The organism is Methylocucumis oryzae, assembly GCF_000963695.1.
GTDB classification, from domain to species: domain Bacteria; phylum Pseudomonadota; class Gammaproteobacteria; order Methylococcales; family Methylomonadaceae; genus Methylovulum; species Methylovulum oryzae.
The window spans coordinates 29,284-47,155 of the sequence record NZ_LAJX01000059.1; the positions used below are offsets into that span (position 1 = coordinate 29,284).

Here is a 17,872-nt window from a genome sequence, read left to right on the forward strand (position 1 = left end):
GCTCAAAAGCGTTTTAACGATAACGCCGGTAAACTCGCCTCACCCGCGATACCCGCCGCATGGAATACGCCATTAATCGCACCAAAACGCTGTTTAATCGTCAGCCAAACCTTAGAAAATACCTCCGCATCGGCTATATCAACAGCATAATAGTGATGCTGACCGCCGTAAGCGCTTAACTCAGATAAAGCCTCAGTGATACGTGCCGATTGTGGTTTACGGCCTACTAACACTGTATTAGCTTGGTAAGTTTTCGCTAAATAACGGGCAAATATCAGCCCTAAACCACCGGCACCACCAGTAATCAGATAAGTACCACCGGTTTTAAGCACGCTTAATGAAGGTCCTGGTGAAAGTGGTGTCATCGCAGGCAAAGCTTGCAGCCTACAACGATAACAGGTGTTTTGGCGATAACACGCGCTGACCATAGTCTCTTGTTGTAATTCTTGCGCCACGACTTCCCAATGTTCAGAGCGCTCATCGACGAGTAACACCGCTAAACACATAGTTTCAGGCAATACCAAACGCGCTGAGCGCTCAAACCCTAACCAAGCTTCTAAATAACTGCGTTCAAGCGTATCTCGATAACAACCTGCTAATAACACCTTAGCCACAGTCAGTTTGCTGGCTAATAACGCTTTTAATACCGCCGCTATCGCTAAGGTTTGTTGGTCAAAATCAGGCGCTATTGAGGTGGTTAATGACCAGGCGCAAACCACCGCATCAATACGTTGATGGTGGGGTTTCAGTTCGGCAAATAGCTGTTGATAAATGGATTCGTCTGTTAACGGTACGATAAACTGCGTCTCGGACACGCGTTGATAAACACTGCCCGGTGCTACGATGATGATAGTTGCCCCAACTAACGCAACAGGTTTAGCAATATCATCGACAAGACACAAGACTGTTGATAAAGCTTGCGTTAGCCCTTGCTTAACGGGTTCGGCCTGCCATGTCTCGGTAAATAACAATAATTCAGCATTTTGAGTTTGCACCGGTTTAGGCATAGACTCAGGTTGTGACAGCATAACCTCTTTACCCGCCCAATACCGTTCACGCGCAAACGGATAACCGGGTAACACACATTTACGCAGCTTGGTATTAAACAATCCCTGAGCTGAAATCGAATACCCTTGGCAATAAAATTGCGCTAAACCGTGCAATACCTCGCCATAACGCGCTGGCTGGTCACGCAAACCATGACTTTGCGTCAATAAATGCTCAATACAAGCAACCAGCGCCGGTAACACGGCAAAATCACGCGCAACAACGCCACGGCAACCGCTGTTGCTATCATCAACCAAGGCTGTTAATGCCTCGGCTACGCTAGTCACTACAACAGCATAGCGGTAATTAAAATGATGCCTACCGGTTAATAAGGTGTAACTGACGCTGGCTAAAGATGACTCGTCGGCACCGAGTAAAAACGCATGTAATTGTTGGATTTGCAGCGTTAAAGCCGCTTCAGTTTTTGCGGATAACACCAATAAATAACCCGGCCAGGTTTCGGCAGGCGTGCTAACAGGCGTATATTCTGCTATCACCACATGCGCATTCGTCCCGCTCATGCCAAACGCACTCACCGCGCCTAAACGAGGCTTAGTTGAAGCCCAAGGTTTAAGTTGTTTATTGACATAAAACGGGCTATTCACCCAATCGATATAGGCATTTTCTTGCTCGCAATACAGACTGGCTGGAATCTGTTGTTGTCTTAACGCATGGACTAGCGCTGTGACGCTGACCAAGCCTGATGCGGCAAAACCATGACCAAAAGCCGGTTTTGTTGACATTAAGGCGCAGCTCGCCGTTTGTGCATTAGCTGCGTTAAACACCTCGGATAATGCCGTCACTTCTACTGCGTCGCCTAGCGCCGTGCCCGTACCATGTGCAATAACACAGCCCATATCGGCCGGATTAATACCGGCTTTGCGGTACACTTTATGCAATAACGTCGCTTGTGCAGCACCGCTGGGAGCTGCCATGCCATTGGTTTTACCGTCGTGATTAACACCTATGCCCTTAATAACCGCTAAAATCGGGTCGCCATCGAGTTCTGCTTGTGCCAACGGTTTTAACACTAGCGCAACCACCGCTTCACCTGGAATCATACCTTGCGCGCGCTGATCAAAGGCATAACATCGGCCATCGGGCGAGGTCAATCCAGCTTGAGCTATCGCGACATAGCGCTTTGGCGTCAGCATCAAATTAACGCCAGCGGCAATGGCCACCTCACATTCTTGGTTATTAAGGCTTTGACAGGCCAAATGTAACGCGACTAACGATGACGAACAGGCCGTATTAACGGCTAATACCGGCCCATGTAAATTCAGACAATACGCTAAACGCGCCGCTAACACGCCATTATGCGTAGACATGACGCCTGGATGTTTGATTAAGTCCTGGTAATCACCTTCTTCGACGCCAACAAACATCCCGACTGTTTGCTGAGCTAAATGTTCTGGCCCTAACCCTGCGTGTTCTAAACTACGCCAAGCTTCTTGCAATAATAAGCGCTGCTGCGGGTCCATCTGCGCCGCTTCTTTAGGCGAGATTTCAAAAAATAACGGGTCGAATTCATCAACGCCAGGCAACAACGCACTCCATTTACAATTGGTTTTATCAACGTCTTGTAACGGGTCGCCATATACCGCTTGCCAATCAAACCGGCTACTCGGAATTTCGCTAATCGTATCGCTACCTTGTGCTAATAATTGCCAAAATTCATCACTGTCACGTGCATTCGGAAAACGCCCGCTTAAGCCAATAATGGCAATCTCTTGTTGTGTTGACTGAGTTCTAGCCGTGATTACTGGCGGGTCGTAGCTCGTAGGTTTTGTATCAACAACAGTTTTTTTGTAGGACTTCAGGCGGCGCCTCAATCAAAAGCTCGCTGCAATCATTGAGTAAATAACGCGTTAACGCGTTGATATTAGTTTGTGAGAAAAACACGGCGGGGCTAAAGCTAATGGCGTAATGCTTAGCAATAGCCCTAGCCAATTCAGCTAACGTAATGGAATCAAAACCAAAATCGATAAAGTTGCTGTTAATATTGATTCGGTCTAGCGGTAGTTTTAAGACCGTGTGAACTAAATGTTTTAACTCAGACTGTACGCGTTGTTCTGGATGCAATGAGGTAGTTAATTTGGTTTCTACGGTAGCCACGGCAGCAATAACCGACGGCGCGGGTCTATTAACCGATTCTGTAATAGTATGCGCCCAACCATAACGTTGTTGTTCAAACGGGTATCCGGGTAAATTTAACCGTTGTACCGGTTGGTTATGATACAAAGCCTGCCAATCAACATCGTTACCCGCTAGCCAGGTTGCTAACAATTGGTGTTGATAACCCATGCCAACCTTATTGGTTTCGAACTCGCTTTGGGTAACACTGTTTTGGTACGCAAAGCGTACCCTACCATGCTCTGATTCTTGGGTAATGGGTTCGTAGGGTACGCTTTGCGTACCACAAGAAGCCAAATAATCACTTAGCTGTACGGCTAATTCAGGTAGCGACGCAGAAACAAACCCTAAGCGATACGTCAATGCTTCCCGTCCTGTCTGCAAGGTATACGCTAAATTAAGCAAACTGTGTTTAGGCTGGCTTTGCCAAGTAGGTTCTTTAATCGTTTGCCATAAGCGTTGTACGACTAAACGCAAGCGCTCAGGCTGTTCAGCCGATAACACGATACATACGGGTTCACTCGCTGGTGTTGTCTCAGGTTTAGCAACAGCGTCTAAATACTCAGTAAGCACCGCATGAGCATTAGCACCACCGGCACCGAATGACGATAAACACGCCACGCGTGGCTGCTCTATACCGTCAAGCACCGGCCTAACCCAAGGCGTTAACTGTTGCGGTAAATAAAATGGCGTCGCAGTAAAATTAATATTCGGATTGACCTCTGCGCTATGTAAAGTCGGGGCTAGTTGTCCGTGTTTTAATTGCAACAGAATTTTACTTAAGCCAGCCATACCTGCGGCCGCTTCACAATGCCCAATATTGCTTTTCACCGAACCTAACGCACATTGCTCTGGTTGCTTACCCATCGCTTGAAAGGCTTTCATCAAGCCTGTGACTTCAACCGGATCGCCTAATGCCGTCCCGGTACCATGCGCTTCGATATAACTAACCGCGCGCGCATCTATCTTGGCTTGCGTTAACGCCTCAGCAACAAGCTCAGCTTGAGCATTCGGATTCGGCACGGTAAAGCCGTGGGTTCTGCCATCGTGATTAATGGTCGTCGCCTTAATCACCGCATAAATGGCGTCACCGTCGCGTTGAGCATGGCTTAACGGTTTTAGCATCACAGCGCCTACCCCCTCACCCGGCACAAAACCATCGCCACCCGCGCCAAAACTACGGCAACGACCATCGCTAGCGACATGGTGAGCTGAGCTAGCAAGCGATATTTATTCGGATGCAACGATAAATTCACTCCACCAACTAGGGCCGCTAAACACTCGCCCCGGCGTAAACTCTGCACCGCTTGATGCAATGCTGTTAATGATGAAGAACACAAGGTATCAACAGCCAAACTAGGCCCGTGCAAATCTAGCGTATATGACACCCGATTAGCGATTGAACCATAAACCGACCCTAGCGATTGCTCACCGCTAAACAATTGATATTCGCCATACATGACGCCGACAAACACGCCAACTTTACCGGCAAAGACACGTTGTAAACTGGCTTTGTTATAACCGGCATCTTCTACCGTATGCCAAGCGGTTTGTAAAAACAAACGTTGTTGCGGGTCCATGCTCTCCGCTTCGCGTGGCGAAATCTTAAAAAACAGCGCATCAAAACTCTCAATATCCGATAAAAAACCACCAAAACGGCATAAATCAGCATAGCGCGAGTCATTGTTATCCCAGCGCTGTTTAGGTACTTCGGTAATACAATCAGCCCCTTGTTTAAGCTGTTGCCAAAATGCCTCTAAATCTTGCGCACCTGGATAACAACCGCTGACGCCAATAATGGCAATATCATCGGCTAAATAGAGCGCGTCTTGTGCCTGGCTTTGACCATCAGGTTGAGTCTCTAAAACGGCTTGTTGGGGTGTCGCTAAATTTAATAACTGCGCTAAACCCAAGCCATGCTGCTGGTAAAAATACTGGGCTAAGTCTTGTAAGCAGTGATATTCAAAAAACAACGTCTTAGATAACTCACCTAAATCTCGCTCTAAGCGCGTGGTTAATTGTTTAATCAACAATGACGTTAATCCGTATTGGTCAAAGCCTGCGTTTAAGCGTAGCTGAGACAACGGTATTTCCGAAACTTCTGAGAAAACGGTTTTCAGATAGTCTTGTACTTGATTTAAGGTTACAACATGTGTTTCAGAGACAGGAATAGCAACCGGTTCCGGCTTAGCGCTAGCCGCTTCAGGCCAATAAGCCGTCGTGTTATCGAAAGGATAACCCGGTAACGCCACGCGTTTACGACCAGCTTCTGTAAGACCTTGCCAATCAAACTTAGCGCCCTTAACCCAAGCCTCCGCCAGTTCGGATAATGTTAAACGCGCCGGATTTTTTAGCTCGTTAACAGTATCTAGCGCCTGTCCGATAAACAGCTCAGCATTAGAGTCACGCCGTATTAACCAAGCCGATAGTTTCTGTTGTAACTCGCTATGGCTACTAGCAATTACGGCCAAACGCTGCGTCATAGCCACCCGTCCTACCTGGAACGTATAGGCTATATCAGCTAAATTAGGCAAGCCCGTCGTCATCGCTTTGGTTAAAAATTGCTGGAATCGGGTAACAAGTTGCATAAGTTGTGGCTCCGTAGCCGCCGATAACACGATTAAGTGCGCTGCTTCAGCGCGATTAGCCAACGTTGCAGGCGTTGTGCGATATTCCTCTAATACGGCATGAGCGCTAGAACCGGTTGCACCAAAGGCATTCACTAAGGCTCGTCTAGGCTGGTCCGATGACCAAGGCATTAGCGCATCGGCCAAACGTAACCGGCTGTGTTCTAGTTGTAATAACGGATTAAGCGGTTGCTGACTTAAGCTTGGAAAAATATGACCGGAATGAAATTGCGCGAGTACTTTAGCAATTTGTGACATGGCCGAAGCCGATTCTAAATGACCGATATTGGCTTTAACACTGCCGAAATAAACCGGCTTAACGTCTTCATCCTGTTTAAACACTTGTTTTAATGCCGCTATTTCCGCCGCATCGGCCAGGCTAGCCCCTGGCGCGGCAGCTTCGATATAACTAATCGACGCAGCCTCTATACCCGCAGCCGCGAAGGTTTTAGCAATCGCTTGCGCTTGTTTTTCCGCATTAGGCGCACCATAGCGTAGCGAATGCCCGCCATGACTAATACCGGTGTTTAATACCGAGGCATGTATCGTGTCACCTTGCTCTTCGGCCTTCAGCAAAGGCTTTAACACTAATACGCCTACTCCTTCACCGGCCACCCAACCATCGGCGTGTTGGCTAAACGGTAAACAGCGGTTGGAATGACTGAGTAAGTCTAACGATTGTAATAAGGTTTGATGATATGGATGGCTGAGCAAATTAACCCCAGCGACAATCGCCGCGCCACACTCACCGTTTCGCAGTGCGGTGACAGCATGATGCAACGCGGTTAACGCAGACGAACATGAGGTATCGATGCTAAGACTAGGCCCATTAAAATCAAAAAAATACGACAAGCGGTTGGCTAACGATGAGCGCACCGAGGTCGGCGGCATAGTCAAACCTTGTTGCCATTGCCCGGTGCCATAATGCTGATAATCATCCCACATCGCCCCAATTAACACGCCTACTGTACCGGCTACTCGATTAAGCTCAGCAGCGGTATAGCCTGCATTGTCTAAGGCCGCCCAAACCTGTTGCAATAATAGACGTTCTTGCGGGTCTAGGGTTTTCGCTTCTTTAGGTGTGATATTAAATAACGCCGCATCGAAACTCGCTATATCCGTTAAAAAACCGCCAGTGTTGCGAAAACGTTTTTGTTACATCGGCTGCAATTGGTCGCCGGTAATCGCTTTCGCTATTAAATTCAATCGCCGTAAATGCCGTTTTACCGTGTTGTAATAACTGAGCAAACTCGGCTAAGTCTTCAGCACCCGGATAAACACCGCTGATGCCAATAATCCCTATTGCTTGCTGCTGTGATTTCGATAGCGCACGACGTTGTAAAAACGGCCAAAACGCTGGTAACGGCGTATTCACCGCGCCTATCACGAAACTATGCAATAACTCATCATCAGGAGTTAACGTAAAATCGGCGCGTATTTTATCGAATAACAGACCACCGATAGGACACAAACCTAAGCCAAACTCAGCTTGCCGTTCTAGCAACAATTGTCCTATCGCACCAGCTTCTAACAACGCAGCAAATACTGGCTCACGTTTGTTGGCAAAGATAAATAACACTGCTTTCGCCTGACTGGCATGTTTACGATTAAACGGCGTGTAACAGCTTTTTATCGGCTGGGATAGCTGGGAACAAACCGGTATTAAACCATGCGCCGCTAAATCATAACGATAAAGCCCCGATGCCAGCTCGCTAACACCTTGTTCTTGCGCGTACAGATAAAACTGCAAGCTATTGGCTGCGGTAAGTTTAGTAAATAAATACGCATCAAGATTCACCGACTGCGGCCTTAGCAAACTCAGCAAACCGCTTAATGCCGATAGCGGTATAGTCTGGTCTAAATAATCCCGTTTAGCCGCGCGCGCACCATACCATTCAAGCGCTACTGGACTATCGTCTAGCGCCAGCGCCGTACCGGTACACGGTCTTAACTGCCTATGCTGCTCATGTAACTGGTCGCGTTGTTGCTGGCTAGGAAAACTAACCGCGTGTCCAGCCGCACCAATCACTGATTCAATCCCCGCTAAACTCACTTGACCGAACGCGGTTAAACTCACATCCAGCACCGGTGCAGGCTGCGCCCAATCGGCTAAGCCACCGATTAAACAATGCATAAATTGCTGGCTAGGCTCTAATTGAAATGCCTCGGCAATGACCGCAAAGCCAGACACCGCGACTGGCAATAATGCTAGCTCTAGCTCAGCTTGGCGACTTTGTAGCATTTGTGCCAGGTAACCGGCTTCTAATACCGATAACACTTGGCCTAAGCCTTGATAAATCGGTGTAATCGCGGCCAACTCTGCGATTAAAAACAAGCCGAATTGAGCGTCTGCAGCTAAATCTACGTTAGCAAACGCATGTTCTAGCCCATGCTGAGTGCTGATTAAATGAAGCTGATGCATCACCGGATGGTAATAATAAATCCCCGCCGGTATGTCGTGTACGGCATCGTCTTTAAGCCAAACATAGACTTGCACTGGATTTAAACCACCTGCCGACGAATACAAATACTTAGGTTTACCTTGAACGTCGCGTTGTTTTAATAACGACAATAACTGCGCGAGCTTAGCTTGAGATAACGCGGATGGTTTAGAGGCTAACGCTGGACGACGATAAAATGCGGGTTCAAACTCAAATGTCGGTAAATTAATTATGCTTGGCTTAACCATCGTCAAGCCATAAGGTGTTGTTTTTTCTTGTTGAATAGTCGTTGTTAGCGCTGCCGACAATGCCGCTACCGTAGGCGTCGCTAAAATGGCGTCAAGCGCAATCGTTACGTTAAATTGCTGACGGATACGTTCAACTAGGCGCACCAACGTAAACGACGTCGCACCGGCATCAAATAAATCATCGTGCTCAGTCAAGCCCGGAATCGAGAACACCTCAGCCGCTAACGCTAACAGTGCTTGCTCAAGGTTTATTGCTTGTTCAACCGAGTGTTCAGCCAGATAACGACTCAGCGCGGCTAACGTAGGCTGTTGTAAAACCACCTCAATCGGTATAGCAATCCCAGATGCCGCCCGAATCTGCTCAATTAAACGCACTAGCGTAAACGACGTCGCGCCAGCGTCGAATAAATCATCATCGGGTGATAGGCTTAGATTAAGCACGTCTTGCGCTAGGCGTAACAGCTGAGCTATCGCTAAGCTAGTGGATTTAAGCTCAGGCTTAATCGCACCTACTGGGATGGACTGAGGTATGGGCCAAGGTAACGCGTCTCTATCGGCTTTACCATGCGCCGTCACCGGCAACGCTGCCATGAACACCACATGATTAGGCACCATGTATTCAGGTAAAACGGCTTTAACATAGTCTCTAACCGCCTTCGCCGTTAAATCAGTATCAACACACTCCAAATAAGCGACTAATTTAGCATCGTTTAATGCTTGATCTTTAACCAGTACGACAGCGTCATTAATCTGCTCATGTTGTCTTAAACACGCCTCGATTTCGCCTAACTCGATTCTAAACCCGCGTACTTTGACTTGAAAATCTAACCGGCCTAAATACTCGATATTGCCATCGGGTAACCAACACGCTTGGTCACCGGTTTTATACAGCTTAATTTTAGACCACGGTACTTGAATAAATTTTTCTGCCGTTAATTCAGGCCGGTTTAAATACCCTCTCGCTAAACCTACGCCGCCTATATGCAGCTCACCGGCTTGACCAGCAGCAACAGGATTTAATTCAGCATCTAAAATCCATAGTTCAATATTGGCTATCGGCTTACCTATCGGGACTTTTTTTTATCGGGGCGTTTGTTGGCACGGCCAATAACTGACATCGACCGCCGCTTCAGTCGGGCCGTATAAATTATGTAGCTCAGCGGGTAGAGTCTCTAAGCATTCACTCATTAATTCATAGCTTAACGCCTCACCACTGACAAAAATCCGCGTTAAACTCGTACAACCGGATACACCGTCTTGCTTAAGAAAAAATCTAAGCATAGACGGCACAAAATGACACACCGTTACTTTTTTGTGTCTGAATTAATTCAACTAAATAAGCGTTATCCTTATGCCCTTCCGGCTTAGCAACCAGCAAACACGCGCCAGACAACCACGGTAAAAAAAATTCCCAAACCGAGACATCAAAGGTATACGGCGTTTTTTGCAAAATAGTATCGTCAGCATTAATCCGATATTGCTCGCGCATCCACAACAACCGGTTAACAATCGCTTGATGCGAAATCATGCAGCCTTTAGGCAAGCCAGTAGAGCCTGACGTGTAAATCACATAAGCCAAATGCTCTGGATTAAGCTTAATAGCAGGGTTAGTCTCTGGTTCTTGTTCAAGATAAAACCTTTCGCTATCTAAACAAAACAATGTCTTACCTTCGGCAAGTTGAGCTACACCCGGTAATAACGCTTGCTGCGTTAAAATAACCTCAACACCGGCATCGGCCAGTAACAATGCCATACGCTGCTCTGGATAATCGACAGACAACGGCAAATAAGCGCCGCCTGCTTTTAAAATCGCCAATAACGCCACCGGCAATTCCAGCGAGCGCTGCATGACGACTCCCACCAACGTATCCGGCTTAACCCCTAAACCGATTAAATAATGCGCACATTGATTAGCTTTACGATTTAACTCAGCATAACTCAGCGTTTGTCCGTTATAGCTCAACGCCACCGCATCAGGCGTTAACAACGCTTGATGCTCAATTAACTCATGCAAACAATGGCTTATCTGAGTTGGCTTTGTTTGATAAAGACTTTCCGCTGAATCCGGGTTAGCAAAAAACGAATGCGCACGCTGTTGGCTTAATACGTTCATAATCTCACATCGCTGAAGTAACGGCTGGTAACTACCAGAGCTGGCTTTAGGCTGGGTATAGTAACCACAAAGCCGCTTGCCTTCAATCAAGTTAAGAGAGATTCATTTAAAGTTAATATTGGCTGTATAAAAATAATTTTAGAACTATAATTTTTGTAAAAAAATTGATATGTAACACAGTTAATAAATCATCCTTTGTAATCAACTTATTTTTTATGCTACATTTTTTACATGTTTTTTTACAGCATCAATCAGCTGCGACCTAAAATTTATTACGATATTTTTAGCAACTTAAGGAAATCATTATGGCTATAACCAACGAAGACTTAGCTACATTAATAACAGAAATGAAACAAGACCAAGACAAAAAATTCAAGGAAATAAATGAAAAACTTGAAGATTTTGATAAACGCTTAAAAGCCAAAGAAACATTTCCAACTCCACTTTACGGATGTCCTAATCGGTCTAGTTCAATTAATGAGCATTCAGTTTCTCAGCCTACACGCTCAAAACGTAGCATTTTCTGATAAGTTTTTAGAAGCGCTTAGTTTTATTATTAAGCGCTTCAAGCTAACTAAACAAATTAGTTCTTAATTTCAGGGAACGAATTAGTCGTAATTTCACTAAAAAACACAGGTTTTCCACTGTCCATTCTCAGTCTTAGCGTCGTGTTAATATGTGTAACACTCCCCCAAAACTCTTCTGGTAGAAGTATCATCTTCTCTACTAACTCCCTAGGTGTTGATGCGCACCATTCATAAATGTAATCAAAACGACCTAATGTTTTAAAATGATTTGTAAAGTCATTATTGGTTTTGATAAAACTTCCAAGATCCATTTCAAAAGGATACTGTTCTGACTTATCACAAATACACATTCCAGTAACAGATTGAAGATCTATTACTTGCCCGCTTTTATCAACTTTAAACAATAACACACAAGTTATACTATCCATAGTTTTTAGCTTCAAAAAACCTTCTTCCCAAAACTTATCTGGCGCATCATGCCAAGTTACAAAAATTGCATCTTCCCAACCTGAGCTGAGCATCAACCTGAACCTGAAGTTTTTTGTTTTTAACTGCTCTGCTAACCAATAGACTTCCCATCGATACCGAAACTTAATGATTGATACCTTACCCCATACATCACGATTAGCCTTATCATTAACACATAAGTCTAGCACTGTCCGCGTATTAGTTAATGCGGTCAGCTTTTTAGTCTGTCTTGCCGTACATTCACCAGCTGTAATCCCTTTTTGAAAATGAATAAAGTCAAAATGACCAGTAACAAAATACAAGCCATTTTTTTGTGGAGTATTTCCTCGTTCTTCATTAATTTGGTTACCGTAAGAAAATTTCTCTTCACCAGATTTACCATACCTTTTAGGCATTTCGATTTTTTCCCCGAATAATTTTGGATTATTTAATGAATTAAGAGCTTCTTGATAATAGTCATACACTTCCTTTGAAGCGTTTTTTAATGTTTTAGATTGCTGCTTAGTGAGCGAACCAAAAGTAAACATACCAATACTCGCACCATCATCCTGAGTATGCATCTCGACAAGTAATTTGTTTACTCTTTGTCCCATAAAGCTGTCCGTTAAATTCATGAGCTCATTATAAAAATCGTACTCCACTGCTATTTTCTTTTCAAAATCCGAATTATAGAATTTTTGATAACGAATCTGTGTTATGAAATCCTGCAACTTACCGATTTTTTTAAGTTCTATTTTTATTTTATCTAGTTTGCAAGAATAGGTGTTATTGCGATCAAATCTTTCGTCAAATAATGGCTTAATTATTTTCCCTTGATCCTCCTCAAGGTAATCTGCATACGCAATATTTAGTTCATTTCGAGCAAGTATCCATTCCAATGCCAGTCTAAACGCAGCGCTGCCGTCATTACGAATATAATTAGCGTAAGCAAAAGTAAATGTCCTTATATCTTGTTCTTTTAGCGCTAGTTCCATGATAATTCGTTTCGACAAATACCATTTGATATGAAAAGGCAAATATTCAATACGAAGCATGCTTTTATCACTAGCATCATAATCTTTACCGTATTCGCATTGGCCACTATTTGTAAAAAACCTTTTGTCAAAATTCTTGACTACAGGTGTAATTACCTTCGTCATAAACTCCGAGCTAATAGAATATTTTGTTGATAAAAATTTATATTTTTTTACTATATTTCTACTATCTCCTTGATATTTAACAATAGTTTTGTAAACCCAATCGTTCAATTCCTCACGATATTCCCAAAGTTGCTCATGCCGTTGTGTTGTTCGCTTCGTCGTGAAAACTAATTTACCGCCATGTTGATACCAATTTATTCCTTTTTTAATGGCCTCTAGCCACTGTTTATTCATTTCTTTTTTACAACTTTCTTCGTGTATGTTTTCCAAGCTGTCTATAACGAGCTTAAGCCTAGCCTGCCAGAAATAACGATCTTGCTCTGGTGATTCTAAATCGTATATTGGCTGCTTAGCCCACTCCTGTAGAGAAATAGAAGGGTCCGAGTAAAAAAACTGCCCTGAACCTTGCCCTAAAATTTGCATTGTCAGTGCTGTTAGGTACGGAACTCCGGCTAGTGTTATCGCTATCGAATCGGCCCAGATTTCCTCAGTAAATTCATTCCAAAAACCAGAACGATTCCAACCTAAACTCTCTGCCGATTCTTCCAAGCTATTTACTGCTTTTTTTGCGATTCTTAAAAAACAAGCCTTGGTCATTGGCAAGTTTCATTATCCCAAGCAAACTGCAAATGAGCGCATTCATGATAAAGCAAGGGATAAAGCTGGGGCATTTCTAAATAGAAAAACGCACTTCTTACGCTACCAAAATGATAAACATCTTCTGATTTAACGCCATTACGAACTTTAAAATAAGTAAGCATACTAGTCGGTGTATGAGCCCATGAATGAATAAATGAGCTTAAGTGACGTGTTTCCCTAAGCTTATCTGCATCTAAAGGATTTTCTTTTAACTGATTAACTAAGATATTGGTTTCCCAATCAATATGACGACTATATTCAGACAAAAATCGCCCGTGTAAAGACGAATTCCAACGACGCAATAATGTGGGCTGAGGTGGAACAGCAGGCTTAGTTTCTAAAATTTGTATCAATTTTTCATGGGCATGTTCTAAGCTAACAATATATTTTCCTAGAACGTCATGAATCAAATGTCCGCGCAATGCAACAAACCAAAACCATGTTTCTTTTTGACTATTTCCTTCCCTTGAGTCATCTAAGTCCTCATAATAAAATTTAAGAAAACACTCAAAACGCTCTCTAACCTCATTCCTATGTTCTAACAAGCCATTGACTAACCCACCTAAATAATCATAAAGCGCCATCATAGAACGCATAGATGGTGTTTTACTTAAATATCTTCCGAGCAATATTTCTTAAATCCCGCCACATTACCATCAGCGCGAGACTTATCGATTTTAAAACCGCCTTCATATTGGACAACTTGTTGCAAATGCAAGCACTCTTCTATCAATATACTTAATCGGCGATTAATATCATCAAAAAGCATCCAGCCAAAACGCGCTAACAAATGTTCACTCATAAAATTCCAAACGAAGTAAGATAAATTGCAAGTAAGGTCGTGTTAATAAGCACTAATAACTTCTCAGTTTCAACGCCATAGCTTCCGATAAACGGTTGTTTTAATTCTTTAAGTGTTATTTCGTGCCAAGATTCAGTTTTAAAATCCCAAACAAAAATGGGTAAGTGGATGCTAAGATACTGGTCACGACTTTTATCCAACCAATACGCAAGTTTTTGAATTTGTTTGGAATGAAGCCAAATAGACCAACCCCACCATAAGATCGCTAAAAATCGAAAAACGACTTTTATTTGTTTAGGTATATCATCGGCAGGAATACTTTTAATGGGATAGTATTGAACAAGAATCGCTAATAAGAGTAATAAGAGCGCATACACCAACAACTGGGTCTTATGCAAAGCAAAACTCACTTTCAACTTAGTCGAATAGTCTGCATCGCCTAGGTAATTTAACAAAACCGCTCGAATGATGTTAATCTTAAGCCCGACTAATTCATCTTTATTTAGCCATGTGTCCAACGTCACCCGGTCATTTTTTATATATCGTGGATGTAATAATCTGGTTGCTAAATAGATTGTTTTATTACCCTGCTTAATAATTTTAGGTAGCTCAGAATTGTCTTTTATAATCAATAAATTGAATTCAGTTAGTACACTAGTATCTGTTATTAATAAAAATGAAGGAATTGACAAGAAAAAATGGAATAAATAAATCAAAATTATCTAAAATCCACTCAGAAATTAAACAAAATCCTTTGATATTCAACAGAAAATATAAATAAAAAAAATAAGCATAAACGCAAAGGAAAACTAAAAAAGTCAACACAACTAATATGTAGTAACTGACAGGACGATTAATATAAAGAGAAAGGATATGTTGTTTGTAACTTGAGAGCTGCGGGGTAGTGCCGATACTAGTAATATTTTCTTCTCTTGGTTCAATAAAAAACTGGTCTTCCATAATAGAAATCAGCACAATAAGTGAATAAAAATGTTAAATATTTCCATTATAGATGGAAAACTCAGTTTTTCAATAATCATAAACAACTCAAAACATCATAACCCTAACTGCATTTTACCCAGGTATTTTGACTTTAGCCTCGCATTGCTTGATTGTTTTATGACATGAGTAAAGGAGTATGCCTATAAAGAAATACTTACCCTAGACAACCCGCAGCAGCTTAACCTAAGCCAACCTTTTACCTTTTATGAAAGGCAAAAAAGTCGAAGTATTAGTGATTGCTAATACAATCCATCGTGTTTGAAGCCCAAGTATCACTGCCATTACGTTAACAAATAATGACAGTGAAGCAAAACCTGGGCAGCGTAATCACTGAGCAACAAACTGCCCAATCAAATCCACTTCACCGCCGTCTGCTCTGCCCGCGTAGCTTAAAATAGGCAGTGCGGTAAATAACTTATCGCCATCCGCCCGCATCGCCGCTTTAGCTTGTTCATACTGCTGTTGCCAACGCGGGGCAAAATCGCCTATTTCACCTTTGCTGCCCGCGCCTCCGCTAAGCATTAAGGCTTTTAACGCGCTACCCGGATTGATAAAACTGACTAATTGCGCCGATAAATAGCGTTGTTTTTCTTGCCCTTTTTGCCAATCCAACGGGCTTAAGGATTGTTTAGCGCACGCATCTTTTAAGCGGGTCAACAAATTGGCAGATGTGGCGGCTAAAAATACACTACCTCCGGCACATTCTTCGGCTAAATCAGGATGTTGTAAATATTGTCGATAGCCTGGTGCTGCCTGTGGTTTATCAGGGTTTGCGATAATAATCCCAATATCGCCATCTGAATTCTGACCATCAAAATCCCAAACCAACGCAATACCGCCCGCTTGTGCAGGCTGTTGAGGTTTTGCCAAACTCGTAGCACTTAGGTTGCGCCAATCATTCGCGGTTAAGGTTGGCGGCACTTGATAACTGGCCGCCACCGCAGCAAAAGCATCGTGGGGAATACTGGCTAATACACCGGCAAAAAGTTGGTCGTGCAAAGGCTTTTGCCATGCACCAGCGGGTAACGTTAACCGACCTAATTCGTCATCGAGACTAAAGCCCAGTCGTATAGGCGCTTGTTCAGAACCAGTAAACACTGGAATTAAATTCTGAACTAACGCCTCAGCCCGCAACGTGATGCTTAGCGGCTCTGATAACGGCTGTTGCGGCTTCTCTAAACTCGCTAACACGTTTAACAGCGCTTCTAAACTTTGCGCCCAATACAATCTGCGTTCGTATTCTGTTAAAAACAAATTTTGAGTACCAATACGCATCGCCACGACAGGCTGGTTTAATTTTTCTGGTTGAAAACCTTTATTAGCCAACACGCCCAATAAAACCGGCAAAGCTTGTTCGGTAAATTCAGCTTTACGCCGTTGATAACTCAATACCCAACCTTTCCTACCATGCGCTAAATCATAATGTAGCTCAGCATCGGCTGCTAACGCATCACGTAATATCAGCGTCAATAACTCGCCTTGTAACCCTGTTAACTGCAATTGCTCGGCTTTAATTTTCATACTATTAATCCAACCAGCCAATAAACCTTGCACAAAACGGCTATCGCGTAAGGTCTTCACGTTTGCGTTGCTATCCCACCATTGCAACACTTTGTCACCATCATTAAAGCTAAGTGTCGCTAAAATAGGCGCTTTACGCACATACCACACCGCATGTCTAGGACAGGTATCCGGGTATTTATCCCAAGCGCTGACTTCTGTTGCAGCGCTGTTATCACCACCGATTAAACGGGTACAGGTATCGTCTTTTCCAGGTGGAGCGGGTTCGTCACTGCCAAATAAGGTATTAGCCCCCGCAATGACATGATTATCCGCATCGCGGAAAACTATCGTCAACGGTAACACCGGCATACCGACTCTAAGCATTTGTGTTAACGGTGTTTTGGCGTAATCGCGATACAACCAAATCCCCGCTGTTGCGGTTAATGCGCTTAACACAACAGCAATAATGACTATACGGACTGTGGGCGTAACCGTTTCCATTCATACACTCCTAGAAAAAAAGGATTATTGTCGCTGGGCATCCAAATCGGATCCGGCGAGTTCATTAAATCGGTTACAGTCACAACCCGTACCTGGCCGTCTTCACCTAACGCGCCATTATGGTATACCGCGAGTTCTTGCCGTGGCGTGTTAACAAACAACATAAGATGATACGGTTGCTCAACATCAAACGGTTTTTGATAAACCAATAAATCGCCGCTATTAGCATCTGCTAAGCGTTTAGATTTAAAACGGAAGTTATAGCCTAGCAACGTTTCCGCATCAGCAAAAAAACCATAACGCGGTTGATTATCGGTAGTACCGACTTGCCAGATTTTAGGAAAACTGGGGAATAGTTGCCGGGCTTTAGGCGATAAACTGGCTAAATGCAATCGAGTCGGCAAACCTAGCTTGCTTAACCGCACACTGTCGCGCGGTTCTAATGCTGTACGATAAGCAAAACGAATCAACCCGGCACAATCGCGTTGCTTAGGCTCCCACAACGGGCTTAACCCCTTGGCTTGTGCTAACGCAATATTCGTCACCACCTCTCGCAACGCTAAACCATCCGTATCCGGTAAATACGCTTCTTGCTCCTGCTCCTCGCCTTCGCGCGCAGGCTCATGCTGAATATAATCGCGAATTTCAGTCGGCATATCGCGCTCATTATCTTGGCTAGGCA

12 protein-coding genes and 1 pseudogene are annotated in these 17,872 nt (G+C 43.8%); 1 reads left to right on the plus strand and 12 read right to left on the minus strand.

Annotated features, from left to right (window positions below):
* Positions 1-2: 2 nt before the first annotated feature.
* The 6 genes and pseudogenes from VZ94_RS22395 to VZ94_RS22410 form a co-directional block, all read right to left on the minus strand.
* Positions 3-2,879, minus strand: coding sequence for a type I polyketide synthase (locus VZ94_RS22395; protein ID WP_052700286.1), 2,877 nt, complete (start codon positions 2,877-2,879; stop codon positions 3-5).
* Positions 2,839-4,332 carry a phosphopantetheine-binding protein gene (locus VZ94_RS06835; RefSeq protein WP_082081435.1) on the minus strand — a complete coding sequence of 498 codons (1,494 nt, stop codon included), beginning with the start codon at positions 4,330-4,332 and terminating at the stop codon, positions 2,839-2,841. Before VZ94_RS06835 ends, VZ94_RS22395 begins: the two co-directional genes overlap by 41 nt.
* 9 nt (positions 4,333-4,341) lie before the next feature.
* Positions 4,342-6,923 (minus strand): annotated as a pseudogene (locus tag VZ94_RS06840) (beta-ketoacyl synthase N-terminal-like domain-containing protein); the annotation flags it as partial.
* Positions 6,895-9,564: a phosphopantetheine-binding protein gene (locus VZ94_RS22400; RefSeq protein WP_439097708.1), complete on the minus strand. Its 2,670-nt coding sequence runs from the start codon at positions 9,562-9,564 to the stop codon at positions 6,895-6,897. The pseudogene VZ94_RS06840 and the gene VZ94_RS22400, both read right to left, overlap by 29 nt.
* A gap of 12 nt (positions 9,565-9,576) precedes the next feature.
* Positions 9,577-9,777, minus strand: a complete 201-nt coding sequence (locus VZ94_RS33110; protein ID WP_052700288.1) for an AMP-binding protein — start codon at positions 9,775-9,777, stop codon at positions 9,577-9,579.
* Entirely contained in the window at positions 9,770-10,609 is an 840-nt protein-coding gene (locus VZ94_RS22410; protein ID WP_131655486.1) for an AMP-binding protein, read from the minus strand. The genes VZ94_RS33110 and VZ94_RS22410 overlap by 8 nt, the downstream gene beginning before the upstream one ends.
* A gap of 305 nt (positions 10,610-10,914) precedes the next feature.
* Here VZ94_RS22410 and VZ94_RS06850 point away from each other — a divergent pair, with 305 nt between their 5' ends.
* On the plus strand, positions 10,915-11,136 hold the full coding sequence (locus VZ94_RS06850; protein WP_045778663.1) for a hypothetical protein: 222 nt from the start codon (positions 10,915-10,917) through the stop codon (positions 11,134-11,136).
* A gap of 56 nt (positions 11,137-11,192) precedes the next feature.
* Here the strand turns inward: VZ94_RS06850 and VZ94_RS06855 are convergent, their stop codons facing one another.
* The 6 genes from VZ94_RS06855 to VZ94_RS06880 all read right to left on the minus strand — a co-directional run.
* Positions 11,193-13,346 (minus strand): hypothetical protein, encoded by a 2,154-nt coding sequence (locus VZ94_RS06855; protein WP_131655487.1) that lies wholly within the window; start codon positions 13,344-13,346, stop codon positions 11,193-11,195.
* Positions 13,337-13,978: a hypothetical protein gene (locus tag VZ94_RS06860; protein ID WP_157844866.1), complete on the minus strand. Its 642-nt coding sequence runs from the start codon at positions 13,976-13,978 to the stop codon at positions 13,337-13,339. The genes VZ94_RS06855 and VZ94_RS06860 overlap by 10 nt, the downstream gene beginning before the upstream one ends.
* Before the next feature lie 14 nt (positions 13,979-13,992).
* Positions 13,993-14,184, minus strand: coding sequence for a hypothetical protein (locus VZ94_RS06865; protein ID WP_045778666.1), 192 nt, complete (start codon positions 14,182-14,184; stop codon positions 13,993-13,995).
* Complete coding sequence (locus VZ94_RS06870) at positions 14,181-14,702, minus strand: hypothetical protein (RefSeq protein ID WP_131655489.1); 522 nt, start codon at positions 14,700-14,702, stop codon at positions 14,181-14,183. Before VZ94_RS06870 ends, VZ94_RS06865 begins: the two co-directional genes overlap by 4 nt.
* Positions 14,703-15,513: 811 nt before the next feature.
* Entirely contained in the window at positions 15,514-17,190 is a 1,677-nt protein-coding gene (locus tag VZ94_RS06875; RefSeq protein ID WP_045778668.1) for a hypothetical protein, read from the minus strand.
* On the minus strand, positions 17,160-17,872 hold a 713-nt coding region (locus tag VZ94_RS06880; protein ID WP_045778669.1), incomplete at its 5' end, for a DUF1175 family protein. The genes VZ94_RS06875 and VZ94_RS06880, both read right to left, overlap by 31 nt.